Source organism: Neptuniibacter sp. QD37_11, assembly GCF_047778105.1.
Classification (GTDB): domain Bacteria; phylum Pseudomonadota; class Gammaproteobacteria; order Pseudomonadales; family Balneatricaceae; genus Neptuniibacter.
Genome location: NZ_CP180552.1, coordinates 1,483,238 through 1,506,506, shown reverse-complemented (window position 1 = coordinate 1,506,506; position 23,269 = coordinate 1,483,238). Strand labels below are relative to the sequence as shown.

Genomic DNA, 23,269 nt, shown 5'->3' with positions numbered 1-23,269 from the left:
CATTATTCATTAGATATAAAGTAGCAGTTACAAGATTTACACTTCTTACAAAAATAACGCTAAATTTTGGAGGGCTTTATTTAACGAGGTAGCTTGATATTGATATCCAACCCACCGTATTGATTCAGGCTCGCCTTAATAGAACCACCCAGCATTTGAATTTGCCGCTGGCATAAAGCTAAACCTAATCCAGCCCCGCCAACATCACGGCTACGTGCCTTATCAGTGCGATAGAAAGGATCGAAGATCTTAACAAGATCATTTTCGGGTACGCCTGGCCCCCGATCAGACACACAGATATTCAGCTCATTACCCTTTTCAAAACAAGTCAGCTCAACGGGTTGATCAGCGGGACTATATTTCATCGCATTTCTTACCACATTCTCCAATGCTTGAGATAGCGCTTGTTGCGATGATTCTGAAACGTTCAGAGTTTGAGCATAGTTACGGATTAGTATTCGGCCAGAGTATTCAAAAAGTGCATCGTCACATATCAGATCCAGCAAGGTAGCTAGATTAAACGCTTCACTTAGCTCCACTTCTGGATCTCCATCTAGCCATGCTAGGGTCAATGCATCTTCAACCAACTGATGCATTTGATCTACTTCACGTTGAAGCCTAGGTAAAAGCTCCTTAGATTTTTCTTGATCATCCCGGCATATCTCAATCGCTAGTCCGATTCGCGTCAGCGGAGTTCTTAACTCATGCGATAGATCACCTAAAAGCTGTCTCTGAGAATTAACCAAACGCTCTACCCTTGCAGCCATACTGTCAAAAGATTCGGCGACTTGGGTTAATTCGTCTTTACGATTATCTGGTAGATTTGGCAACACACGTGCAGAAAGGTCGCCTGAAGCTAATTTTAAAGTGCCCTGATTTAAAGCTTCTAAAGGGCGCATTAGGTATCTATAGGCTATCCAGCAGAAAATCAGAATGATGAAAGAAGGAATTACAATCGTCAGTAGGCTATGTACCAGATCAGTATCTACCTTTGGATACATCCCTCTTGGCAGCTCAATTACAAAGGTGCCGGTTTGCTGTTCTAAAGGAATTCCAATGAGCACATTTTCCATGAATTCATGGACTGGCCAGTACACATAACGCTGAAAGCCTATTTTGCTTTTTAAAGCCTCAGGAATGGGTTGACTAGAGATAATGGTGTTATCTGCAGTTACTAATGCAGACCAGGTACGTAAATCTTTTTCGACTTGCTCCGTGAGTTGGAGAACAGATTTTGCGCCTTCAGTTTTAAATCGCTCGCCAGCGTCCTTAGCTAAAGATTTTAACCTCTCCTGACTATCTTCAGATATTTCAGTCATCCCAATAGTCACTTCATAAGAGAGATGGTGAAGACTAGAAAAGATAATCAATGATACAGCCAATAAGCTAAAGCTAAGCTGCCAGAATAATCTCCGGCTCATTGATAACAATATCCTTGACCACGAACCGTTTTAATCTTCTGTTCGTCAACAAGTCCCGCCATCTTCGAGCGAAGATTACTAACATGCATATCTAAACTTCGGTCGTAACGACTAAAAGGCTTACTCAGAATTAACTGATAAAGATAAGGCTTTGTCAGTATTTCATCTTTATGGGTGATAAATGTTTTTAAAAGATCATGTTCGATCGGTGTCAGTTCAATATCGCCGTCATCTGACTGTAAACATTTTTTCTTGGAATTTAGCTTAATAGCACCGTCTGCTAAAACGCCATCGGATTTATCAATTTTGTTAGGTTTACTTCGTCGAAGTAACGCCTCAACCCTAAGCAACAGCTCAGTCATATTGAACGGCTTTGGCAGATAATCATCCGCACCACCCTTAAACCCTTCAATACGATCTTGCTCAGCACCACAAGCAGACAACATAACAACGGGAGTATCGCGATATTTGCGTAAACGCTGTAGAACTTCTAAACCATCTAATTCAGGTAGCATTTTATCTAGAAGAATCAGATGAAAGTTCTGATTTATAGCGGTAACCAAACCCTCCCTTCCGGTGAAGCTTTGAACCGTATGGTAGCCCTGTTTTTTTAACAGCTCCGAAACAGAGTTACTTACCTCGCGATCATCCTCGATCAAGAGGATACGTGCTGGATTAAAATTTTTGATCCCTTCAAGGGCCTTAACCGGTGCTGATGTCATAGGTTCAACCTTTTGCCTGAAGATCCATTTCCATCTGGTCTAGATACCGAATCCAATTCGCTGCCATTTTCCCGTATTTAGCATCGCCTTCTGCCGCTGCTAAAGATATTCTCGCTTGCTCAAAATGCTTTTGATTGATTTGAGCGATACCCTGCATCAACTTAATCTGAGCTACTTTTTTAGGTTTGCGCTTCAACAGATTAGCAAGCGTTTTCTCTGCTTGATCCCACCGTTTCTCTTGCAGCTGAATCTGCGCCAGCTGTAAAGATACTTTCTCACTTGGTGCGATACTGTTTAGCTTCGAAAGCACTTTAATCGCCTTAGGCTTCTCTTGCGCGCGAATCCAAGCACTACTTAACAACCTTAAGTTTTTAGCGTTTTGCTTGATCACACCTTTCTGGAAACCCTGCTCGATCACTCTAGCGGCATGATAAGGAATACCCGAACGAAGCATTAACTGCGCGAGTAATTCATAATCATTGGCTGAGACTAACAACTTCCGCTCATATCCCAATCGCTGAGTAGCGAGTGCAGATTTGTGATCCCCTGCTTGTATTTGCAGAGAAACCAACTGACGCCATTGCTTGGGATTAGAGGAGTAATGTTGAATCACAACTTGCTGCTGTTTAGCTGCCTGCTTCCACTGCTTAAGCTCAATATGCGCCGCTATTTTCAGCTGATACCAGCTTTCTGGTGCTATCCCTTTGTAACGAATCGCTTTAGTGATGTGTGGTAACAGGGATTTCCAACGCTTCAGCTGACTATAAGCTTGAGCCATCATCAGATGGTCATTCGCTTTTACCGAAACCCCAGGACTAGCCATCCATTGTTGAAGATTAGAAACACAGCTTTTCCAAGCTTCCTGCATACAATAAAGCTGCCCTAGAGTGCGCAATAGATTAATCTGCTGTGCATCAGGCAAGGCTTTTAAAGCTTGGGTAGCTTTCAGATACTTTATTGCAGAGGAATAGCGCTCCTGCTGGAGAGCAACTTGAGCAAGATTATGCTGCACAAGCGCTTTAGCATAATCAGACTTAACCTTTTGCTCAGCAGCCAACAATTGCTGATTCGCTTGTTTCCACTGCCCCGCCTCCATTGATTTAAAGGCAGCATTTAGCTGTTTATACTCATAAGCAGATAGAGCAGGCTTCGCCGCATGCCCCTGGAGAGCAAACAACAAAAAACAAACTGTAATTAATGATCGCAACATTTTTCTAAACTGTTCTATTCAGTTCTATTTACTTATCGAGTTTAAATTCCAAAACCTGACGCGCTTTAAACTTGACCGCTTGTCCGTCTACGGTTTTGATTTTAAAACGCCAACGCTTAATCGCTTTAATAACTGCGCTATCAAAGGTACCTTTTGGATTAGATTCAATAACCTTAATAGTGTCTGGTTTAACTGTGCCAGCTTCAGTCACCAAAAACTCCACCGTTACACTACCTTCAACTTTACGGCGCAATGCCCTTCTTGGGTAACTAGGCGGCACCTGACTCACTGCTGTAGGATTAGTATCTAATACCAGCTCAGGCGTCGGCACAGCTAGGTTATTTAACGATGGTGAAAGCGAGACACTAATTCCAACATCAATGTTTGGAATATCAACGGCCGTCACAGGCGTGCTGGTAATAGGCACAACCTGCTGTTGCACCTGTGGCATTTCGGGCTGGGCTTCTGGAACGATCTCTTCCGGCTCTGGCGGTAATTCACGGCTACGCGCCTCGACATCACTCTCCTGGCGAACCATTAAAAAGTCCAGATCAGGCGTTAAGACACTTTCAGGTTCTACCTGCTTGCCAATACCCGAAACCATAGCCAATGCATAAAAAAGCAATATAGCTAATAACAGGCCTCCAGGGGCAACGACTAAAGCACGCAGCATTATTGCGAACCTGCTTGAGTAGCCACTGTATAGTTCACATTAGCCAAACGCAGCTGATCGATCACCTTAACCAGTTGACCTGTAGTCGCTTGTTCATCCGCTTGAATAACAACGTTGATTTCAGATTGTTCGCTTTTCAGACGCTCAATCGCAGGGCGCACCATACGCACGTCGACAGGCTTACGATCGACCCAAATTTCATTGTTAGCAGAGATCGCGACTAAAACTGCCGTTTTACTCTGACTTTCACTGGTTTGCGCTGTAGGGCGATTAACATCGATGCCTGCCTCACGCACAAACGAAGTGGATACAATAAAGAAGATCAGCATGATGAACACCACATCCAACATAGGTGTCATATTGATTTCGGCATCATCCTGCTGCTGAGTTAAATTGACTCGCTGTCTCATGCTGCAGACTCCTCATGTAACACTCGGCGCAAGCGGTTTCTTTCCGCTTCAGACCATCTAGATAAACGGTTGTAAAAAAGTAATCCCGCTACAGCGACTGCCATCCCCGTCATTGTTGGGAATGTTGCGCTAGCCACACCAGCGGCCATCATTCGCGGATTACCTGTGCCATATAGAGCAAGGCTGTCAAATACCTGAATCATGCCAGTCACTGTGCCTAGCAAACCAATCAACGGACATAGAGTTATTAGGTTTTTGATCATCTGAAATTGGCTTTTCAAAGCTAAGTCCAGATCACAAACAGCACTCAATTTTTTAACTGGCGAGCTTTGACCTTGCAAATAATCTAACAATGAGGCTCTCTGCTTGGGGTAAGCCCATACTCTATAGCTGATACGTTCAAGGATAAGGGTGAACATCAGAAAGCTTACCCATAGAATCAGATAGAGCACCCACCCTCCGGTTTGGAAAAATTGCCCTAAGGCAAACATCCAATCATGAAGACTAGGCCACATGAGTGCTCTTCTCTTCTTTTGCAATAGATTCATCAGTCGCCAACAAGCCCAAGCTTTTCTCTTGAAGCAACTGAGTGATGCGACGGCTTCTGCTGGTCAAATAGCTATGGCAGAACAACAACGGTATAGCTACAACCAAACCTAAAACGGTTGTCATCAATGCTTGAGAGATACCACCCGCCATCAACTTGGGATCACTGGTACCGAACAGGGTGATACTCTGGAAGGTCGCGATCATACCGATCACTGTACCTAAAAGACCCAAAAGCGGAGCAACGGCAGCTAAAAGCTTAACGATGCTTTGGCCCTGCTCGATTTTTGGTACTTCTTTAAGAATCAGCTCATCAACTTTCATCTCTAGCTGATCTAAGCCTAGTTTCGAACGACTAACTGCCTGCAGTACTCGCCCAAGGGGATTGTTATCCATTAGTTGCGTAGGTTGTGCTAATTGCTTTCTCACCTGCAGCTCAGTTTTGGTCATACGCATCATTTGCCAGAATGCCACCAGCAAACCAATTAAGCCCAAACCCATGATGATGTAGCCTACCTCACCCCCCTGATGAAGCCTCTCGACAAGCTTCGGCATACGATCCAACAACGCAAATAACTGACCACGACTTGGATCAATCAATACATCCTCGCCATTACCATTTTGATAATCGATGATATCTTGTTGAGCACCTGCACTTGGCTGAGTCGTTAAAACCGACAGTTTTTGCTGTTGAAGATCCCAATGTAAGAACTGGCCATCATTAGTAGCTGCAGCAAAGGTGCCTATACGTAACACTGGTGTATCAGCAGTAACACCTTCCCGATTCACAACAGGCACAGTAACTTGCTTGATCTCACCAGTGGCTGTCATTTCTAGCTGTAACTGGTACCAAAGACTTTGTAGGTCCTGAAGCTTGGGCACACGTTTGGAATCAGCAAATGAAAGTTGATCTAAACGACCAGGGTTATCAGCACTGGTCATTGAATCCATCAAAACTGGTACTAATTCGGATGCTGATTCTTTAGCGACACCAAATACTTCACCTAGTTGGCCGGAACGTTGTTGTAGTGCTGCTTCTAATTCAGCAAGCTGTTCATCATTCGCATCGAACTCAGCTTTTAAGCGCTCCTGCTCTGCTTCAGCAGCGGCTAAACGCGCCTTACTTTTCGCTAGAAGCGTTTTTTGTTTACTTAAATCAGCATTGAATTCTGCTTCACGTTGGCGGTTGATCGCCGTATCGGTGCTACTAATCTGTTTTACGTCGTTAAGTAAACCTTTAAGCGGCGCAGTTTCAGCGAATACTGTTAGCGAGCTAAGACCAAGGACTGCGGCTAAACCGAATTGTTTCAACATTATTATCGCTCCAGTTTAGGCAGAGGAAGATTCAACAAACTTGGCACCTGCTGCTGCCGAGCGATTTGAATAGCCTTAGTAAGTTCTAAATTCTGAGAATCAGTGAGCGCCTGCCAAGACTGTGAAGAAGGCTGCCATAGTGCACTTTCAGCACCATTTAGCGACTGGTAGTACAGTACTGCTCGGCCTAGACGCAGGAACGTAACCTGTTGGCCATTATTTGAAGCGAGTGCACCTTTATACGATTCAAATGTTCGACCGTACTGTACTTCAACAGAATAGGCTTCAAGAATCTGACGGTACTTCTCTGCCACGCTGACATCAGCGCGAAGCAAGAGCGTCCCAAGTTTCTCTAAACGCTCGTTACGTTCTGACTGTAAGAAAGGTGTGTCTTGGGACACAAATTTACCTAATGTTTCCACCATATGGTTCAACATAGGTAAAACGGCCTTATCCGTTTCTTCAATAGACGCGATTTGCGCTTCCAAATCTAAAACTTCTTTTTTCTGCGACTCAATCAGTAAAGCGACTTGCGCATTGTACGCTTCGGTTACATCCGACAGACGCTCGTTGGTGAGATATTCATCAACTGCAACTTGAGTACTCTGCTCAATATTATCGATGCGTTTTTGTGATTGTTGGCTTTGATTATGTGTCGCTACTGTTTTCTTAGTACCAACATCCAGGTCGTTAGCCGCGAAAACAGGGGGGCCTGAAATAGCGACAGCCAAAAGAGAATATTTAAACAGAGATTTCATAACCAACAACTTACAGCTAATAAAAATGAGAATAATTATCCGTTAGATTAGTAAAACAGGCAACCCGCTTTACAATACTTACAACCAAAAAGAGAGCGCTATTCAGCACTCTCTTCTTTGGATTTATTTAGTTCACGAATCTTATCAGCCAGTCTAGTTTTACGCTCTGACTGCTTCTGGATTGAAGAGCTATCATCAGCTTGGCGTTGTTTTTCATACACCGATTGATTCTTTTTCTTCTCCTGCTTAGCTTTGCGTCGTCTGCTATCGTAACTATCAGGATCAGCCAAACGCTCATTACGCGTTGGGCCTTCATTTGGAATAAAGCCTTTTGCTTTTCGGCTTTTCTTTAAACGTGCCATTACTTACTACCTTCTTTTTCCGCAGCCGCCTGTGCTTCTGCTTCTAATCGTTCTTGTTCTAATCTTTCCTGCTCAGCTATGCGGCGTTTTTCTTCCCACTCTTGAACAGTTTCAAAGCTTAATTTACCCAGCTTACCCGAGCGTATTTCATTCAAGAGCAACGTTGAAGCTTTATTTCGATCAACAACACCACCTGGGCGCAAACACCCTCTACGGCGGCCAATTTCGTCTAATACACCTTCAGCAAGCTCAGGCATCTCTTTGAATTTAAAGCGTTCAATCAATCGCTCAGGGTAATCATCCCGCATAAAGCCTGCGGCAAAGATAGCTACATCTTCATGCTCGATTGCAGTGTCTTTAATCGCACCACTCGCCGCTAGCCGATAGCCTGAATCTACATCCTCGATTTTTGGCCACAAAATGCCAGGCGTATCTGAAAGAGCCATACCATTACGCGTCGTAAAGCGCGTTTGACTTTTTGTAACCGCTGGCTCATTGCCTACTTTAGCAATTTTCTTACCTAACAAGGCATTAATAAGCGTTGATTTGCCAACGTTAGGAATGCCCATAATCATTGCGCGCACCGGGCGGCCCGATTCTGAGCGAGACGGTGCCATCTGTTTACAAATTTCGGCAATTCTGTTGATCAGCTTCTTTTGTGTATGGTCAAGGGAAATCGCTCGCGTATCTGGAAGGCTATTAAAATAATCGATCCATTCTTGCGTTTTTTTGTCATCAGCTAAATCACTCTTATTTAAGAGTTTTAATGCTGGCTTGCCCTTGCGCAAGGTATTAACCAATGGATTTTCGCTGGATTGTGGGAGACGTGCATCAAGCACCTCTATAATTACATCTACCTCATCCATAACTTTAGCGATCTCTTTTCGGGCTTTATGCATATGCCCTGGAAACCAATTAATACTCATTGGTATGTCCCGAATCTGTAAAAGTACACTATTATACTGCATGGAGAACGCGAATGTTGAACTGTGACGATTGGAAGTAGCTCACATTCCCTTTCTGACACAAAACAAGCGTTATATTAGTATGAAATACTAGCCTCAAAGATTGTAGGTGATACACTTGAGGAATTACGGTTTATCTTATTTGCACAAGGACCCAGCACCTTTATGGACTCGTCAGAAAACTCTCAAGTGCTTATGGCACGTCAACCTATTTTCGATCGTAATCAAAAGGTTGTGGCCTATGAGCTTTTGTATAGAACGGAAGACGCCCAAGGACATGCACTGTTTGCCAATAGCGAAGCCACCAGCGAAGTAATATTAAATGCATACACCAGTATTTCAGACTCTGGTGAATTAAAGCGCGTCCCTGCTTTTATAAATCTCACGCGAGATATTCTGGTAGAGCAGAAACTTCCGGAAGTTTCTAAGAAACACATAGTTCTTGAAATCCTGGAAGACATCGAGCCAGACGAAGAAGTGGTATCAGCCGTAAAACAGTTACATAGCGAAGGTTACCGTATCGCTATGGACGATTTTGTTTACGATCCAAAATTTGATGCACTGTTAGAACTCAGCCAAATCGTCAAAGTAGATGTATTTGAACTAAGTACAGAACAGATCAAAGAACAGGTTAAACAGCTGCGTCGTCATAAAGTGACTTTACTTGCAGAGAAAATCGAAACTCACGAACAGCTGGAAACCTGTATTGAGCTTGGCTTTAAACTTTTCCAAGGACATTTCCTAAGTAAGCCTAAAGTTATCAAGGGCAAAAAGATCCAAGGTAGCCAAGTTGCATTGATGCAACTAATCCAAGAGTTACAAAGCCCTAAAGCGACGCCGGAAAAACTAGAAGAACTGATTATCCGAGACCCTGCTCTAACCTACAAACTACTGCGTATCGTTAACTCCGCAGGTTATAGCCTAGTGCGACAGGTAGAATCCATCGCTGAAGCTATTGTTTTGCTTGGTTTAGAGCAAGTTAAGAAATGGGCAACACTTATTGCGATGTCATCTAATCAAGACAAACCAGAGGAGCTTTCTCGTAGCTTGTTGGTGCGTGGTCGCATGTGTGAAGAGATTGCTCAAGCTCAGAAAAAGAGCAACTATGGCAGCTATTTTATGGCAGGCATGATGTCCGGCCTTCACGCCCTTTTGGATATAGAGCGTGACACTATGCTAGAGCAAGTCCCGCTAGGCGATGATATCAAAAATGCAGTCAGCCTAGGTCAAGGTGAGATCGGCCAAGTTTTGAGAAATGTCGTGAACTATGAAAACGGCGACTGGGATCTTCTGCCAATGGACCTTGATGGCACTCTATACGATCAAGCTTACAGAGCCAGCCTAGAGTGGACCCAAGAATCTATGCAAGCGATGTACGAATAGCACCTCTCCCATCCAATTATTCAGGGCAGCACTCGCTGCCCTGAATTGTTTTTAGCTAAACAAAACTTATCTTTCGTCTAAAAATCACCAATTCCTGAGCGTATTTAGGATTATTTACTGTGTTTCTAACGTTTTCACATTAGAATAGCCGCATTTAAAGCACAGCCTTTTTAAACCATCAAAAGCAGTAATTATGCCTTTACCAGCTCCAGTTAATAGAACTCTGAAACATACCCGCAAAGTTGTTTGCGAAGGCTACAAAAGAGAAGATGGCCTATGGGATATTGAAGCCCATCTTGTCGACACCAAAACCTTCGACATGGATCACTATGGTCACGATGGTACTTTGATAGCTGGTGCACCCTTACATGGTATGGCAGTGCGAATTACTGTTGATATGGATCTAAATATATTAGATGCAGTGGCTTGCATGGACGACACTCCATTCGAAAGCTGCAAGTCCATCTCTGATGCCTACACTCAGTTGATCGGGCTACAAATCATGCCTGGGTTTACCAAACAAACAAAAGAACTGTTTAGTGGCCGCAAAGGCTGCACTCACCTGCTTGAGTTGTTGGGCCCTCTAGCGACGGCTGCTTTCCAATCGACACACCAAGAACGGGAACGACTAGAGAACTTCTGGCAGGACGGTACCAAAAAGCCGCCTATGCTTGATACCTGCCACACGCTCGCGACTAATGGTGCCATTGTGAAAGAGATCTGGCCTCATTATTATGAAGAAGATCAGCTGGATGCTTTGATTCCAGCAACTAACCTTCAACACGTACAATGCTGCAATGAGCTAGAACCAGCATAAAAATAAGGCTATTTCGCATGCTAATACACCCGAATAAATCTTGTCTGCTGATCATCGATATTCAAGACAAACTTGTACCCGCGATTCATAAGAAAGAAGAGCTGGTTGAAAATACAATCTGGTTAACTGCTATTGCAAACAAACTTAACATACCGATCTTAACCAGTGAGCAATACCCTAAAGGCTTGGGCCATACGATTCCGGAATTAGCTGAGTTAATCCCCGCAGAAGGCATCATGGAAAAAGAGTTCTTCTCCTGCATGTCGGAACCTGCGTGTAACGAAAAGATCAATTCCATCCGCCCTAACCAAGTTATTATTGCAGGTATGGAAGCACACGTTTGCGTTCTACAAACAGCACTTCAGTTAAAACAGCAAGCACGAGAAGTTTACGTTGTGGCAGACTGTATATCGTCACGCAGCCCTGAAGATAAAGAACTCGCGCTTGATCGCATGCGCCATGCTGGCATACACGTGGTTAGCCGTGAAATGGTTGCCTTTGAGTGGATGCAAAAGTCAGGAACTGATGAGTTCCGCGATATCAGCAAAAACTTCCTGCGCTAATAATCAGCCCTGTCATCTATAGATGGCAGGGCTCACTCTCCCTATAACTATCCATCGCCCCTCCCCAACAAACCAGCTAAAAAATATTTCAGCCTCAAGCCATATACAGGTAAACCCTTATTGTCTATTCTGTCTTATAGACATTGATTCAATTAGGAACTGTATATGACACAACCGTTGTGGAGCCCGAGCCAAGCACAAATCGAACAATCTCAGCTATATCAGTTTATGCAAAACATAAACAAAAGCAGTTCGGTAAAGCTAGATAGCTACTCAGAGCTTCACCGCTGGTCTATAGAAAACCCTGAAAGATTCTGGCTTAACATTTGGGAACAGTTCGATGTTATAGGCAGCATCGGGAACGCCCCATACTTGTTAAATGCAGACCTCATGCCCGGTTCGAAATGGTTCCCTGAAGCCCAGTTAAACTTTGCAGAAAACCTCTTAAAGTTTCAGGACCAAAACACCGCGCTAATTAATTACAATGAAGCGGGTAAACGTTCAGAAATTAGCTACCGAGAGCTTTATAACCAGGTTGCTCACTACGCTGCGGGGCTTAAAAATTCAGGGATTACCAAGGGAGATGTGGTCGCAGGCTTTATGCCTAATATCACTGAAACCGTTATAGCGATGCTAGCAACGGCATCACTTGGCGCCATTTGGACTTCATGCTCCCCAGACTTTGGTGTGCAAGGGGTGATCGATCGCTTTGGACAAGTAAAACCCAAAGTGATATTTACGACCCAGTCCTACCTCTACAACGGTAAACACATAGACTGTTCAGATAAAATTTCAGGGATTGCCTCGCGTTTAAGTGAAAACACGACATTCGTCTTTGTGCCTTATCTCGATGAGCCAGCACCTGAATTAATCCACATAAAAAGCGCTTGTATACTGAGCGACTTTATCGATAACAGTGCATGCGAAGTTAATTTCACGCCAGTTGAATTCGCTGCCCCCCTATACGTTATGTACTCGTCAGGTACCACAGGCACACCAAAATGCATTGTTCATAGCGTTGGAGGCACACTCCTTCAACACCTCAAAGAACACCGACTGCACACAGATATCAGCCGGGAAGATAATCTATTCTACTTCACAACCTGCGGCTGGATGATGTGGAACTGGCTGGTAAGCAGCCTAGCTAGCGGCTGTACTATTACATTGTATGACGGCTCACCTTTCGCCCCCTCGCCTTCTGTTTTGTGGAATATGGCTGCTAAAGAAAAAGTTTCTGTATTTGGCACCAGTGCGAAATATATTTCGGCACTCGAAAAGGCAGGTGTCTCACCAAAAGAAGAGTTCGAGCTTTCGGAATTGCGCGCGATTTTATCTACGGGTTCACCACTAGCCCATGAAAGTTTTGATTATGTTTATCGCGAAATAAAAACTGATCTTTTACTGGCTTCAATTTCGGGCGGTACAGATATCATCTCTTGCTTTGCTCTAGGGTGCCCAATACTCCCAGTCCACAAGGGTGAGTTGCAATGCTTAGGGCTCGGAATGGATGTCGCCATTTTTGATGAAAGCGGCGTAGAGGTTATCCAGAAGAAAGGGGAATTAGTCTGCAAATCCCCCTTCCCATCGATGCCTATTTACTTTTGGGACGATGCTGATGGTGCAAAATACCAAAATGCCTATTTCAATCAATTTAAGAACCGCTGGGCCCATGGTGATTACGGAGAAATAACCGAACACGGTGGCATGATTATTCACGGCAGATCGGATGCGGTACTCAATCCAGGCGGTGTAAGAATTGGTACCGCTGAGATATATCGTCAAGTTGAACGAGTTGACGGGGTGATTGAGTCTTTATGCGTAGGTCAACCCTGGGAAAACGATACACGCGTAGTCCTCTTTGTAGTTATGTCTGAAGGAACTCTGCTTGACGATAGTCTACGCAATATAATTAAGCAGACAATCCGCCTGCACACCACACCAAGGCATGTACCGGCCAAAATAATCCAAGTACCTGAAATTCCTAGAACCATCAGCGGAAAGATTGTTGAGCTGGCTGTCAGAAAGGTAATTTTAGGGGAAACAGTAACCAATAAAGATGCGCTAGCTAATCCCGATGCACTGGATTACTTCGCTAACTTACCGGAGCTAGCCAGCTAGCTCCGGCAGTGACGTCTTTTAAGGCAATGATCATTGCGGGTTGAGCTTATTGATTTCGTAGATCGCATCATCATGCTTCATAGGAGTAAGAAATAGCTGGTACTTAGTTTTTTCTAGCAACCCCATCGTTTTAGGGTCATATCTCACCTGAAATTTAAGGTATTTCTGCTCAGTATGATGAACTGAGAATTTACGTTTCAAATCTCGCTCGTCCCAGTTCGCTTTATCTGTTAATCCGGTGAATAGAATTTCGTGCCTACCGGGCTCAAGTTCCACAACAATGTATTTCTCTAGTTTCAGCACCCCAAGACTTTTACCATCGATAAATACTTCGGGGTACTTCCAACCCAGCGGCTGTTTACCTGGATTAGGCGCTTCAGGTCGATAGATATAAACAACCGCATTGTTCTCAACTTCGGGTTTAACATAGCTAAAGCCATAGTTGGTTCCGCAGCCACTGAGCACGATTGCTATAATAACGAGCAATACCTTATGCATCCGCTTACTCCTTGATCTTCGTTATCTCTTTTTCTAATTGAGAGGTAATTGATCGAACACGAGCTTTGTTTACACCGAAATCAGAATAGCCTTCTCTGGATGCTGAGCGAAAGTGCACAAGGCGCTCTTCCATATCGATTCGAACCTCAAAGTCGTCTACAAACCCAAGTATACGACTATTAAACTCAGCAGCGATATATCGGTTTTCCTTGATAAGGATCTGAACCACACCACCAGCCCCTTCAATAACTTCAACTAGAACAGCTATTACAGCATCTGAATCCTTAACATTGGCGGGTAACGCCAAAGGTTCTATGTAATGGGGTTTATCCGAATATTCACTACATACGCAATTTGGCTTACTACTGCATTTAGTTAAACGACTATCAACAATTCCTGCCGGCTCACCTGTTCTTGACTTAAAGGCCTTGAATGCAAATAAGATGAAAACGGCAACGATTATGAGCGAGATTACAGTAACTATCACTTTCAGCATGAAACCAGCATCCAAGAAATAAACAAAACAGATACAAAAAAGTGCCGCTATACGGCACTTTTAAAGTCTATAAGTTACAAGCTAAAAACTTGTATTAGTCTTCGCGACTTGTCACTTCTAGTAGGTGGTAACCAAACTGAGTTTTGATTGGACCTTGAACAACACCTACTTCACCTGTGAATACAGCTGTATCGAATTCTGGAACCATCTGACCACGGCCGAAAGAGCCTAAATCGCCGCCTTGAGCACCTGATGGACAAGTTGAATTTTCTTGCGCAGCTTTAGCAAAGTCCAAACCACCTTCGATTTCTGCTTTTAGTTCGTTACAACGTGCTTCTGTGTCTACAAGGATATGTCGAGCTGTAGCGCGTGCCATTTATGTTCTCCTAACTCTATGATTCAAAACTGGTGCAGAAATTACCAAGCACCTAACAATATGGCAACACTAACTCGCCCTAATGTTGAGATCCACTAGAATCGAGCATTCCTGCAATATTTTTCTTATCGGAGAAGCCATAACTCACTCTCGCCATAGCTAAGACCTGCGCATCTGGAGGAGAAGGCTCTAGATAACCATTTTGGTAACACCAACCTACATAAATTGCAGCTCGAGCAACCTGACCGTAAATAAGACTCTCATTGAAGTAATTACAGGCATCGACAAAATTATTCTTCGCTAAATGAATCTGGCCCATAGGAAAACTTGCAAACGTATCACCCCGCTCTCTTCTCTGAGCATAGGTATCTACTACCTTTTTGGAAAAATAGTTCCTGATGTTGTCATAAAGCTGATTACAGAAATGCTGTTTTGATGCCTCAGTTGCATCTTCACATAAGATCGGTAAATGATCAGCAACGCCTGCTAACATTCTAGGATAGTAATCATCCCGTTTTAGTGCCGCCCAGCGATCTTGTTCAAAGATATATCCAATGGAAATCAAGCGCCCTAAAGCATCATCTGGCTTGAAGTGCTCATCTTTCACTTTGGCCGCCCAATCGTCTGCTAGACGCTCATTATCCTCTCTCACATATTGCGATGCGCGATATCCGTAGAAAGCATGCTCTGCATGATGACCCATCTCGTGTAGCAGCACATCGACAATGACACTTTCCAGTAGACGCTCATGCTCTACTTGGATCTGCTCTCTTTGTTCTGGCGAGGCACTTAGCCAATCAGCAGGTGATTTTGGTAGAGGACCAACAAAGGATGGGTGATGGCGCCAGAAATAATCACTAAAGTACTCTTCAACTAGCTCGGGCCGGCTCAAGGATTGAGAGAGCAAATAGGCTTCGATATAAGCGGACAGGCCTTTTAGGAATCGATCATTAATAATAATCAGAGGGGGTGTGTCATCGATAGCCAAAGCCATACCCGCAGCACGAAGGTTTTCGACCACGGAAATTTCAACTGGGGCTAAAAGCTTTTGATCTTTATCCGGTAACTGCTTTAAAACAGGCTTTATTTTGGCCTGCACAATCCGCTCTATCAACGGAGAAAACTGTACGCTCGTACTCCTCACCTCAAGCGCGCTAACTGGCGATATGAACAAGGTAAGTAAAGTGACAACGACAGCAAAACTGAGGACGAAACGCATATCGAACCTCCCTGCGGTCAACCTATAAACCGTTTAAATCTGTTTCAAATTAAACGGCGATATAATCAATATAGATCATTTTTCAAACAGCAAGGTTCATTTTCATTAACGCCAGATCAGCTAAAGCTAAGCTTTATTCCCCCAGTTATCAGTAAAAATCATCTCTTCCAATTGGCTGCGTTTTTCCCACTGAGCCAGTTCAAGTTCAGGTTTTTTTAGAAACTCTGAGACATAACCCACACACAAATAAGCGACAGGGACTACGCCTTCTGGGAGCTCAAGTAACTTAGCCAATACATCCCTATCAATAATAGACACCCAGCCCACCCCTATATTTTCTGCTCTTGCAGCAAGCCAAAAGTTTTGTACCGCACAAACAGTACTATACAAGTCCATTTCGGCCTGATGGGTCTTGCCAAGCACAACGGGACCACCTCGCTTTCGATCACAAGTGATACAAACATTAAGAGGTGAATCGAGTATGCCTTGCAGTTTTAATGCTTGATATTGAACTTGTCGCTCGCCACTAAACATTTCTGCAGCTTCATCGTTAGCTTTTTGAAAAGCATCAAAAACTCGCTGACGCTTAGCCTCGTCACGAATCAGAATAAAGTTCCAAGGCTGCGATAAACCGACCGATGGAGCATGATGTGCGGCATGCAAAATATTAGTCAGCACATCATCAGGTATAGAATTCGGTAAAAACTGACCTCGCACATCCCTACGTCCGTATAACACTTGGTAAAAGTGCTCTCGCGCTAGTTCATCAATATCTAATTGAGGTGTATTTGGTTCAGACATGTTTTACCCATATAAAAAGAAAGCTGCCAACAGATGAGAAATTAAGGAGACAGCACATAACCTTCTCGCCCCTTATACCAGCCCCACAATGAGACTGAGGCCCAAACGATTTGTAACACTAATACCGGCCAGTTTGCATCGGTATAAAGCTGCGGCAACAACATCACCGCCGCATAAGTATTGACGAGATAGTAGGACTGCTGACTTAACCGCCCTGCAGAAAATCGCCAGTAGCCTAAGCAATAAGCAATAGATGAACTCCAAGCCAAGATAGCCATTCCTTGCTGAGCATACGAAAACAGCAAGCCACCAGCTCCTGCCAGAAACATGACGCCCAGCAGCCCATATAATTGGGCATTACTGAAAGGCAGACGCGGTAATACATAGTTTTTCATGGCAGCAAAACTAACCAGCGCCCAAAACACATTAATTACGACCGCCTGCCAAGATGCAATCAGGTAAGAAGATGTAGCCACCAAAATTGCGGCAACTAAATTGGCCAGATAGTAGTGATAAGAGGCTTTATTTTTAAGTAAGGAAAGCCAAGCATGAGCCAACAGGTAAAGTATTGTCCCAAGCCAGCCTAGTGTGACTGAAACCACTACTCTACCTCTAGGTGCATGTTTCTTACGAAAAGTGATCGGCCCGCATGTGGTCCATCGACCACCTTTACCTGAGAATACTTCATCATGCCATCAAACACTTTTTCAGTAGCATGCGGCTTTAAAACAACATCATGCCAAGCTAACACCGTCGCCCTGCTGCCCTGAGGAATAACAAAGAACTGCTTATCTCCTTGAGCATTCATCTCATAGCCAGTAATTAAAGGAAAGCCTTCCGCCGGCACCAGTCGAACATAACCACTACCTTGAACATCTGCTTTAGAGGTAAGCAGCTGTTCAATCATACCTTTCGACTTTAAACGCGCTAACGCCGAATTAAATCGCTGAATAAATTCCCGACCTTCATCATTAGCGCTAGCCACTAGATGAACACTGTCTGTACCGCGATGATTTTCGAGCAATTTAAACTCATGTAACAGATGAGGAAAGTGCTTATGTAACATTACTTTCGCAACCTCAATGCTAGCTGGTAATAGATCAATTTCGCCTTTAGATAATGCCGTTAAAGCCTGAAGATCACTGTTATAGACCTTAGCATTTTTCAGTAAAGGTTCAATTTCAGCACCATAGCTATAACCAGCGACTTTACCTACTTTCTGTTGGTTAAAATCGATGGCTTTACCGGAATATTGCTGCCATTTAGAGTTATAAAAAAGGCCATTCTCTATAGACATCAGCGGATCTGAGAACAACACCTCTTGCGAGCGCTTATCTGTTTTGAAATAGGGATAACTTAGTAAAACCTGCTGATTTTTTACCAACTTATAGCTGAAGTAATAATCCAGACTAGCTCGTTCAGCCTCCAAACCCATCTCCCAAAAGGCGAGCTGTACCACTCGGGAAACAACACCTTTCTCTTCTTCTTCACCATTAACAAACGGCTTCCAATCAGAGGTATAAACAGGCTGTGCTTGAAAAGGGCTAGCTACCGCCACATTCAAGATCAAGGCGATGACAGCAAAAGATTTAACGACGTTTCGCAACATAGTACACAACAAATAAAAGAATGATTGAGACAACACTGCTCAGTAGAAGCAGGTCAGTTTCCATATTAGCCACGCCACTCAAGAAACTAGAGGGCTGTTCATCTCTATAACCTAGCGCCGCATTTGATGTATAAGTACGGCTGTATTCAGAGATGGTGATCGCAAGATCGAACAGACTGATAAAACCAATCGCAACAAGAATTAGATCGGTGTAGAAGCTGCTTTTTTCCGAACGGGTTGCATGTATATCCTTAATTTTACTAGAGCAGACCTCAATCAGGCGCTCAGAATTCTGAACCATCTGATCATAATCCCAGCCAGCTAGGATATTCTCGAGCAGTAACTTTTTATCTCGGGTGAGATATTGGCAGTTCTCATGATAATCACTGATATGCATACGCGTCGTCGCACGCACCCCCGCCAATATATCTTCGGCGACATGGGTATTACTCTCTAAATAGGTATCCGAGATCGCCATATAAAGATTGGAATTACAGGCATGTTGTACTGCATAAAAGTACTGAGCTAATCCCATAGCCTCTAACTTGTAGTCTGACTTGTGACGCAGAGGCTTGTTCTTTTCATCGATTTCATCAACTAATACATAGTTAAGCCACACTAAGGAATCCATTCTATCCTGCTCAAGAATCTCTTTAGCGTGTTCTGGATGAGGTGTTTCAGCTAACCAGTTTTCAATAAGCGACTCATTTCCTTCCCTTTCAGAACGATCTAAACGCAGTAAGCGAGAGCTCCATGGCTGATCGACATTAGAACCATCGGTTTCTTTAATATCATTAAAGCCAGAGAAATCTCCCAAAGCTTCCAGATAGTTAATCTGAATCGTTTTAGGCAGATCACGAAGCGCTGGGTAAAGCTCGTCGCGATAGTATTTTGAAATCAGATAGGTTGATTGGGCTTGGGCAAATAGCTCTAGCGTCAGTTCAGTATCTTCATCGAGGAGTTGATAGATCTCTGGAAGCAAAGCATGTCCATCAGGCTTCTGTGGGACTTTAACAATCGAGCGACAAAGCGCTGTGATTCGATCCTGATAGTTAGACTCTGCCGAAGGTAGGCTAATGTCAGCACTCAAGGTTTGAGCGATATCTTCGAGTGTAGCAACGACATACTCCATCTCCATAGTCACGGTCACCACAGACAAGGTATTACTATAAACCTTCGCCTCAAGACTAAGCTGATCAGTAATTTGTTTAGTGTGAGTGAATAAACACAGAGTGTCTCGATCGTCAGAGCCAGTATTGGTGTAAGCTTTGCCCTGATTTTGATGCTGAACAGCAATGCGGTTTGATAGATCGCCTGATTCATCAAGCTGTTTGACCAACCGCTTTTGTAACACACAATCTAACTGCGAAAGGAATTGGCTATATTCAGCACTTCTTTCATTCACTCCCTGACGCAGATTCAAATGACTGCGGATTGGGGTCATGGTCACTAACTGCATTACTTACCCTTAATCTTTTAGATACTGAGCATTCTAAAATCAACGAGTTAGGAATAGAAGCGCGTTTACACTTTAAGCGAACACAGCTCGATAAAGCTGAAGACCAAAAAGCATGATTAAACAGATCAACGCTGCCCATAAGGCACGGAGAAAGCGGTTACGTTTTAAATTTCGCAGACCAGAGACTTTTAATAACTCATAAGTCAGCTCGACTCGCAGATCAGAACTTTCCAGCGCTTTAAGGTAATGCCCTGTCGATTCTGAATGCTCACTATCAGTGAAAAAGAGTTTCAAAACTTTACTGTGCTCAGCCCCCACTTTTGGTGCCGTATTGCGCGTAGGATATAAAACCGCACCAAATAAAATGATCGGCCCAATGACCAATCCCCAAGAGAGGATGATCGCCAATATGCTGGAGATATAATCATCCCTTTGCGGCAACGTAGAACCGATTGTATGGATTAAGCCTGCTGTAAAAATGTAACCCACACCGACAATCTGCGCTTTAGTATCAAAGCTGCGCACGTGCTCTTCTGCAGATTTCAGTGCTGTATAAATGAACTCTAGGGACTGCTTTTCCATCAGTTTTTCGCCTTACCAAGAATAGTAAGCAGATTAGATGGAAATGCAGAAATAAAAAAGCCCGCTTTCGCGGGCTTTACAGATGTTTGCGATTAAGCCGCAGTATTTACGTTCTGCGGGCTCTGCTCAATCAGAGCGGCATGCAATGCAATGATCGCCTTCTCGTAGTCATCTTCAGAGACAACACACTGCATCTCTACCTGACGGATAGACTGGTGAAGCGCCATTACGTTGATATCCGCTTCAGCCAAAGCACTTACTGTACGAGCAAGAATACCTTTAACCTTCATGTGTGAACCGATAGCAGAAACGATCGCAAGGTTGTGCAGACGGATCTGGCCTTCTGGATACATCTCTTCCATTAGGCGCGTTGCGCGGTTAACCATCTTACGAGAGCCACCAACATAGTACGTGATACTGTTCGCATCAGCATCTTTGTTGATCACGTAAAGTTTCAACTGAGCTAGAAGCTTAGAGATCTCAATATCGTAAGCCGCATCACCTAGCATCTCTTGGTCGAAGATTTCGATGCCAAAAACATCATTACGACCAGCGATAATCTCCACACGAGGAGCGTTGCTGTGGTAATCCTGACAGATAACCGTGCCTTCGTGCTCTGGCTCAAATGCGTTCTTAATACGCAATTTAACACCATTACGACGCAAACCTTTCGCAGCTTTTGGATGGATAGCTTCCATACCTAAGTTAGACAGCTGATCAGCCACATCATAGTTAGTCGCACCAATTGTGACTACGTTATCAGTACCGACTAGCATCGGATCTGCAGAACTCAAATGATATTCTTTATGGATGATCGCTTCAGTTGCACCTGTTACAGTCGCAATCGTGCTAAAAGTCATCTCGCTGTAACCACGGTCAAAAGTCTTCATCAGACCTTCTTCACAGTGCGTATAGCCTGTAGCAATCACCATCTCTTTGTCGATCTGAACATCGGCAAACTGAGTCTTAACCATTTCTTCAAACGGTAGAGGTTGATCTAAGTGCCAACCAGTCAGATCAACAAAACGAGCATTAATACCAGCTTTACGCAGAGCAAGCACAGAGTTATATGCACTGTGCGCCTCACCGATAGATGCTAGCATCTCACGCACTTTCATCAGGTGCTCTTCCAACTGGAAGTGACCGTAAGTACAAAGGTGGTGCAGGCTCTTCATGCAATCACGAACATCATTCAAACGCTCGATTACAAAAGCATCAGCTGCGTTGCGTTCAAATTCCATATCAGCGAAAAGTTCAGCATTGATCTCTTCCATTTTCGCCTGAACTTTACTCAACTCATCGATCCACGCCTGCTCGCTTTCAGCATTCGCAAAACGTGCATAAACACCAGGCTCACCGGTTTTTTTGTGCTCAAGAAGATAGTTGGTAATACCGCCATAAGCTGACACAACAAAAATTCGGTTATACAGTTCCTCTGGTGTGGTGCGCTTACCCACCAAAATGGTGTCCATCAATTCCTCAAAGCGGCTCATGGAAGTGCCGCCGATCTTCTCAACTGTATGCATCTTCTTTCCGGATATTTCTGGTTCTAGCTTAGGGATTTACTCCCAAAGCAAAAAATTGGGCCCAAATTTTACATCATTATGATGGATTTGTGATCATTTAATTGTTTTAGACAGAAAAAAGCCCCGTATTCTCGCGAATACAGGGCTTTTCTACTCAAAGCACTTCCACGTTTAGGTAAACATACCTTTAAACATGAAGAAAAAGATGATTGCTAGACCGGCACCTGCAGGCAGAGTTACTACCCAAGATACAAATATCGTACCTACGATGCGCAGATTAAGTGCAGCCATACCACGCGCAAGACCTACACCCAATACAGCACCTACCAACGTGTGAGTAGTGGATATTGGCAAACCAGTACCCGACGCAAATACAACTGTTGTTGCAGCAGCTAGTGTCGCAGCGAAACCACGGCTTGGTGTAAGTTCAGTAATGTTGTTACCTACTGTTGCGATTACCTTGTGGCCGTACATAACTAGACCAGCAACGATACCGCCGCCGCCAAGTAGTAAGATCCAAACTGGCATAGCTGATTTTTGAACAACCTCACCACCGGCTGATACAACCCCTACGATTGCAGCTACAGGACCTACAGCGTTTGCTACGTCATTTGAACCATGAGCAAATGCCATTGCACAGGCAGTGAACATCATCAAAATACCAAACAGTTTTTCAACACTAGTAAAGTGATGGTCACGATCAGCATCTGGGTCAGGTGTGATACGCTTTTGCATCTGCATACCAATCACCATAATCACAACCGCAATAGCTATAGATGCTAGTGCACTTTGCCCCCAGCTAAGATCTAAACCGACGTGTTTAAGGCCTTTAGTGAACGTCACCATGGAAACCATGAAGCCCACTAGGAAGATGTAACCTGGAATGTATTTCTTAGCGTTGGCAAAAGGATTGTCAGTATCCAGTATCAACTTCTGCACACTTCTAAATAAGAAGAAGGCTATGAGCCCAGCTGTTACTGGCGATACTACCCAACTTGCAACAATCTTAGTTACTTTACCCCAGTTGACCGCATCAACAGATATGCCAACTGCCGCAAAACCCACAATCGCACCAACGATAGAGTGCGTTGTAGATACAGGCCAGCCAAAATGTGTCGCCACTAATAACCAGATACCAGCTGCCAAAAGTGCAGACAGCATACCAAAAACAAGTAAATCAGGCGTTCCAGACAAAATAGCTGGGTCGATGATACCTTTACGGATTGTCGCTGTTACAGCACCACCCGCAAGATAAGCTCCCATAAATTCGAAGACAATAGCGATCATGATCGCTTGCTTCAAGGTCAGCGCCTTTGAACCAACTGAAGTACCCATGGCATTGGCAACATCGTTTGCACCAACACCCCAAGCCATAAAGAAGCCGAAGACACATGCCAAAATGACAAGAATATGGCCGTACTGAGAAATGATTTCCATCTTA

25 protein-coding genes are annotated in these 23,269 nt (G+C 43.9%); 4 read left to right on the top strand and 21 right to left on the bottom strand.

Annotated features, from left to right (window positions below):
* Positions 1-80 precede the first annotated feature (80 nt).
* The 10 genes from ACMXYT_RS06820 to ylqF form a co-directional block, all read right to left on the bottom strand.
* The gene (locus tag ACMXYT_RS06820; protein ID WP_415900884.1) at positions 81-1,421 is read right to left on the bottom strand and encodes an ATP-binding protein; all 1,341 of its coding nucleotides are present in this window, start codon (positions 1,419-1,421) and stop codon (positions 81-83) included.
* Positions 1,418-2,143: a response regulator transcription factor gene (locus tag ACMXYT_RS06815; RefSeq protein WP_415900883.1), complete on the bottom strand. Its 726-nt coding sequence runs from the start codon at positions 2,141-2,143 to the stop codon at positions 1,418-1,420. Before ACMXYT_RS06815 ends, ACMXYT_RS06820 begins: the two co-directional genes overlap by 4 nt.
* Before the next feature lie 4 nt (positions 2,144-2,147).
* On the bottom strand, positions 2,148-3,323 hold the full coding sequence (locus tag ACMXYT_RS06810) for a tetratricopeptide repeat protein (protein WP_415884327.1): 1,176 nt from the start codon (positions 3,321-3,323) through the stop codon (positions 2,148-2,150).
* A gap of 58 nt (positions 3,324-3,381) precedes the next feature.
* Entirely contained in the window at positions 3,382-4,026 is a 645-nt protein-coding gene (locus ACMXYT_RS06805; RefSeq protein WP_415900882.1) for an energy transducer TonB, read from the bottom strand.
* Positions 4,026-4,436: an ExbD/TolR family protein gene (locus ACMXYT_RS06800; protein WP_415884325.1), complete on the bottom strand. Its 411-nt coding sequence runs from the start codon at positions 4,434-4,436 to the stop codon at positions 4,026-4,028. The genes ACMXYT_RS06805 and ACMXYT_RS06800 overlap by 1 nt, the downstream gene beginning before the upstream one ends.
* The gene (locus ACMXYT_RS06795) at positions 4,433-4,951 is read right to left on the bottom strand and encodes a MotA/TolQ/ExbB proton channel family protein (RefSeq protein ID WP_415884324.1); all 519 of its coding nucleotides are present in this window, start codon (positions 4,949-4,951) and stop codon (positions 4,433-4,435) included. The genes ACMXYT_RS06800 and ACMXYT_RS06795 overlap by 4 nt, the downstream gene beginning before the upstream one ends.
* The gene (locus ACMXYT_RS06790) at positions 4,941-6,296 is read right to left on the bottom strand and encodes a MotA/TolQ/ExbB proton channel family protein (protein WP_415898047.1); all 1,356 of its coding nucleotides are present in this window, start codon (positions 6,294-6,296) and stop codon (positions 4,941-4,943) included. The genes ACMXYT_RS06795 and ACMXYT_RS06790 overlap by 11 nt, the downstream gene beginning before the upstream one ends.
* Before the next feature lie 2 nt (positions 6,297-6,298).
* The gene (locus tag ACMXYT_RS06785) at positions 6,299-7,054 is read right to left on the bottom strand and encodes a DUF3450 domain-containing protein (RefSeq protein WP_415900880.1); all 756 of its coding nucleotides are present in this window, start codon (positions 7,052-7,054) and stop codon (positions 6,299-6,301) included.
* Between the two features lie 98 nt (positions 7,055-7,152).
* The gene (locus ACMXYT_RS06780; RefSeq protein ID WP_415900879.1) at positions 7,153-7,416 is read right to left on the bottom strand and encodes a hypothetical protein; all 264 of its coding nucleotides are present in this window, start codon (positions 7,414-7,416) and stop codon (positions 7,153-7,155) included.
* Positions 7,416-8,342: a ribosome biogenesis GTPase YlqF gene (ylqF, locus tag ACMXYT_RS06775; RefSeq protein ID WP_415900878.1), complete on the bottom strand. Its 927-nt coding sequence runs from the start codon at positions 8,340-8,342 to the stop codon at positions 7,416-7,418. Before ylqF ends, ACMXYT_RS06780 begins: the two co-directional genes overlap by 1 nt.
* 204 nt (positions 8,343-8,546) lie before the next feature.
* On the opposite strand from ylqF, the gene ACMXYT_RS06770 reads away from it, so the two are divergent.
* The 4 genes from ACMXYT_RS06770 (at position 8,547) to ACMXYT_RS06755 (ending at position 13,262) form a co-directional block, all read left to right on the top strand.
* Positions 8,547-9,764 carry an EAL and HDOD domain-containing protein gene (locus tag ACMXYT_RS06770; protein ID WP_415900877.1) on the top strand — a complete coding sequence of 406 codons (1,218 nt, stop codon included), beginning with the start codon at positions 8,547-8,549 and terminating at the stop codon, positions 9,762-9,764.
* A 193-nt stretch (positions 9,765-9,957) separates the two neighbouring features.
* On the top strand, positions 9,958-10,581 hold the full coding sequence (locus ACMXYT_RS06765; RefSeq protein ID WP_415900876.1) for a DUF2889 domain-containing protein: 624 nt from the start codon (positions 9,958-9,960) through the stop codon (positions 10,579-10,581).
* 17 nt (positions 10,582-10,598) lie between these two features.
* On the top strand, positions 10,599-11,144 hold the full coding sequence (locus ACMXYT_RS06760; protein WP_415900875.1) for a hydrolase: 546 nt from the start codon (positions 10,599-10,601) through the stop codon (positions 11,142-11,144).
* A 165-nt stretch (positions 11,145-11,309) separates the two neighbouring features.
* Positions 11,310-13,262 carry an acetoacetate--CoA ligase gene (locus ACMXYT_RS06755; RefSeq protein ID WP_415900874.1) on the top strand — a complete coding sequence of 651 codons (1,953 nt, stop codon included), beginning with the start codon at positions 11,310-11,312 and terminating at the stop codon, positions 13,260-13,262.
* A 30-nt stretch (positions 13,263-13,292) separates the two neighbouring features.
* Here ACMXYT_RS06755 and ACMXYT_RS06750 read toward each other — a convergent pair whose 3' ends face one another.
* The 11 genes from ACMXYT_RS06750 to ACMXYT_RS06700 form a co-directional block, all read right to left on the bottom strand.
* Positions 13,293-13,760, bottom strand: a complete 468-nt coding sequence (locus ACMXYT_RS06750; protein ID WP_415900873.1) for a DUF2846 domain-containing protein — start codon at positions 13,758-13,760, stop codon at positions 13,293-13,295.
* Between the two features lie 4 nt (positions 13,761-13,764).
* Complete coding sequence (locus ACMXYT_RS06745) at positions 13,765-14,256, bottom strand: DUF1499 domain-containing protein (protein ID WP_415900872.1); 492 nt, start codon at positions 14,254-14,256, stop codon at positions 13,765-13,767.
* Between the two features lie 94 nt (positions 14,257-14,350).
* Positions 14,351-14,632 carry a peptidylprolyl isomerase gene (locus ACMXYT_RS06740; RefSeq protein ID WP_415894108.1) on the bottom strand — a complete coding sequence of 94 codons (282 nt, stop codon included), beginning with the start codon at positions 14,630-14,632 and terminating at the stop codon, positions 14,351-14,353.
* A gap of 79 nt (positions 14,633-14,711) precedes the next feature.
* A complete protein-coding gene (locus ACMXYT_RS06735) occupies positions 14,712-15,851 on the bottom strand; it encodes a hypothetical protein (protein ID WP_415912057.1) in 1,140 nt (379 codons plus the stop codon).
* A gap of 126 nt (positions 15,852-15,977) precedes the next feature.
* Complete coding sequence (bluB, locus tag ACMXYT_RS06730) at positions 15,978-16,652, bottom strand: 5,6-dimethylbenzimidazole synthase (protein WP_415900870.1); 675 nt, start codon at positions 16,650-16,652, stop codon at positions 15,978-15,980.
* A gap of 41 nt (positions 16,653-16,693) precedes the next feature.
* Complete coding sequence (locus ACMXYT_RS06725; protein WP_415912056.1) at positions 16,694-17,254, bottom strand: CBU_0592 family membrane protein; 561 nt, start codon at positions 17,252-17,254, stop codon at positions 16,694-16,696.
* The gene (locus tag ACMXYT_RS06720; protein ID WP_415900868.1) at positions 17,254-18,261 is read right to left on the bottom strand and encodes a substrate-binding periplasmic protein; all 1,008 of its coding nucleotides are present in this window, start codon (positions 18,259-18,261) and stop codon (positions 17,254-17,256) included. The genes ACMXYT_RS06725 and ACMXYT_RS06720 overlap by 1 nt, the downstream gene beginning before the upstream one ends.
* Positions 18,242-19,720: a hypothetical protein gene (locus ACMXYT_RS06715; protein WP_415900867.1), complete on the bottom strand. Its 1,479-nt coding sequence runs from the start codon at positions 19,718-19,720 to the stop codon at positions 18,242-18,244. Before ACMXYT_RS06715 ends, ACMXYT_RS06720 begins: the two co-directional genes overlap by 20 nt.
* A 72-nt stretch (positions 19,721-19,792) precedes the next feature.
* A complete protein-coding gene (locus tag ACMXYT_RS06710; RefSeq protein ID WP_415900866.1) occupies positions 19,793-20,302 on the bottom strand; it encodes a hypothetical protein in 510 nt (169 codons plus the stop codon).
* Between the two features lie 92 nt (positions 20,303-20,394).
* Complete coding sequence (locus ACMXYT_RS06705) at positions 20,395-21,828, bottom strand: aspartate kinase (protein WP_415900865.1); 1,434 nt, start codon at positions 21,826-21,828, stop codon at positions 20,395-20,397.
* Between the two features lie 171 nt (positions 21,829-21,999).
* Positions 22,000-23,265, bottom strand: a complete 1,266-nt coding sequence (locus ACMXYT_RS06700; RefSeq protein ID WP_415900864.1) for an inorganic phosphate transporter — start codon at positions 23,263-23,265, stop codon at positions 22,000-22,002.
* Positions 23,266-23,269: the final 4 nt, after the last annotated feature.

Coding starts and splice junctions, on each gene's coding strand:
- ACMXYT_RS06820 (WP_415900884.1), bottom strand. CDS start 1,421: ATGAGCCGGAGATTATTCTGGCAGCTTAGCTTTAGCTTATTGGCTGTA.
- ACMXYT_RS06815 (WP_415900883.1), bottom strand. CDS start 2,143: ATGACATCAGCACCGGTTAAGGCCCTTGAAGGGATCAAAAATTTTAAT.
- ACMXYT_RS06805 (WP_415900882.1), bottom strand. CDS start 4,026: ATGCTGCGTGCTTTAGTCGTTGCCCCTGGAGGCCTGTTATTAGCTATA.
- ACMXYT_RS06800 (WP_415884325.1), bottom strand. CDS start 4,436: ATGAGACAGCGAGTCAATTTAACTCAGCAGCAGGATGATGCCGAAATC.
- ACMXYT_RS06795 (WP_415884324.1), bottom strand. CDS start 4,951: ATGTGGCCTAGTCTTCATGATTGGATGTTTGCCTTAGGGCAATTTTTC.
- ACMXYT_RS06790 (WP_415898047.1), bottom strand. CDS start 6,296: ATGTTGAAACAATTCGGTTTAGCCGCAGTCCTTGGTCTTAGCTCGCTA.
- ACMXYT_RS06785 (WP_415900880.1), bottom strand. CDS start 7,054: ATGAAATCTCTGTTTAAATATTCTCTTTTGGCTGTCGCTATTTCAGGC.
- ACMXYT_RS06780 (WP_415900879.1), bottom strand. CDS start 7,416: ATGGCACGTTTAAAGAAAAGCCGAAAAGCAAAAGGCTTTATTCCAAAT.
- ylqF (WP_415900878.1), bottom strand. CDS start 8,342: ATGAGTATTAATTGGTTTCCAGGGCATATGCATAAAGCCCGAAAAGAG.
- ACMXYT_RS06770 (WP_415900877.1), top strand. CDS start 8,547: ATGGACTCGTCAGAAAACTCTCAAGTGCTTATGGCACGTCAACCTATT.
- ACMXYT_RS06765 (WP_415900876.1), top strand. CDS start 9,958: ATGCCTTTACCAGCTCCAGTTAATAGAACTCTGAAACATACCCGCAAA.
- ACMXYT_RS06760 (WP_415900875.1), top strand. CDS start 10,599: ATGCTAATACACCCGAATAAATCTTGTCTGCTGATCATCGATATTCAA.
- ACMXYT_RS06755 (WP_415900874.1), top strand. CDS start 11,310: ATGACACAACCGTTGTGGAGCCCGAGCCAAGCACAAATCGAACAATCT.
- ACMXYT_RS06750 (WP_415900873.1), bottom strand. CDS start 13,760: ATGCATAAGGTATTGCTCGTTATTATAGCAATCGTGCTCAGTGGCTGC.
- ACMXYT_RS06745 (WP_415900872.1), bottom strand. CDS start 14,256: ATGCTGAAAGTGATAGTTACTGTAATCTCGCTCATAATCGTTGCCGTT.
- ACMXYT_RS06740 (WP_415894108.1), bottom strand. CDS start 14,632: ATGGCACGCGCTACAGCTCGACATATCCTTGTAGACACAGAAGCACGT.
- ACMXYT_RS06735 (WP_415912057.1), bottom strand. CDS start 15,851: ATGCGTTTCGTCCTCAGTTTTGCTGTCGTTGTCACTTTACTTACCTTG.
- bluB (WP_415900870.1), bottom strand. CDS start 16,652: ATGTCTGAACCAAATACACCTCAATTAGATATTGATGAACTAGCGCGA.
- ACMXYT_RS06720 (WP_415900868.1), bottom strand. CDS start 18,261: ATGTTGCGAAACGTCGTTAAATCTTTTGCTGTCATCGCCTTGATCTTG.
- ACMXYT_RS06715 (WP_415900867.1), bottom strand. CDS start 19,720: ATGCAGTTAGTGACCATGACCCCAATCCGCAGTCATTTGAATCTGCGT.
- ACMXYT_RS06710 (WP_415900866.1), bottom strand. CDS start 20,302: ATGGAAAAGCAGTCCCTAGAGTTCATTTATACAGCACTGAAATCTGCA.
- ACMXYT_RS06705 (WP_415900865.1), bottom strand. CDS start 21,828: ATGCATACAGTTGAGAAGATCGGCGGCACTTCCATGAGCCGCTTTGAG.
- ACMXYT_RS06700 (WP_415900864.1), bottom strand. CDS start 23,265: ATGGAAATCATTTCTCAGTACGGCCATATTCTTGTCATTTTGGCATGT.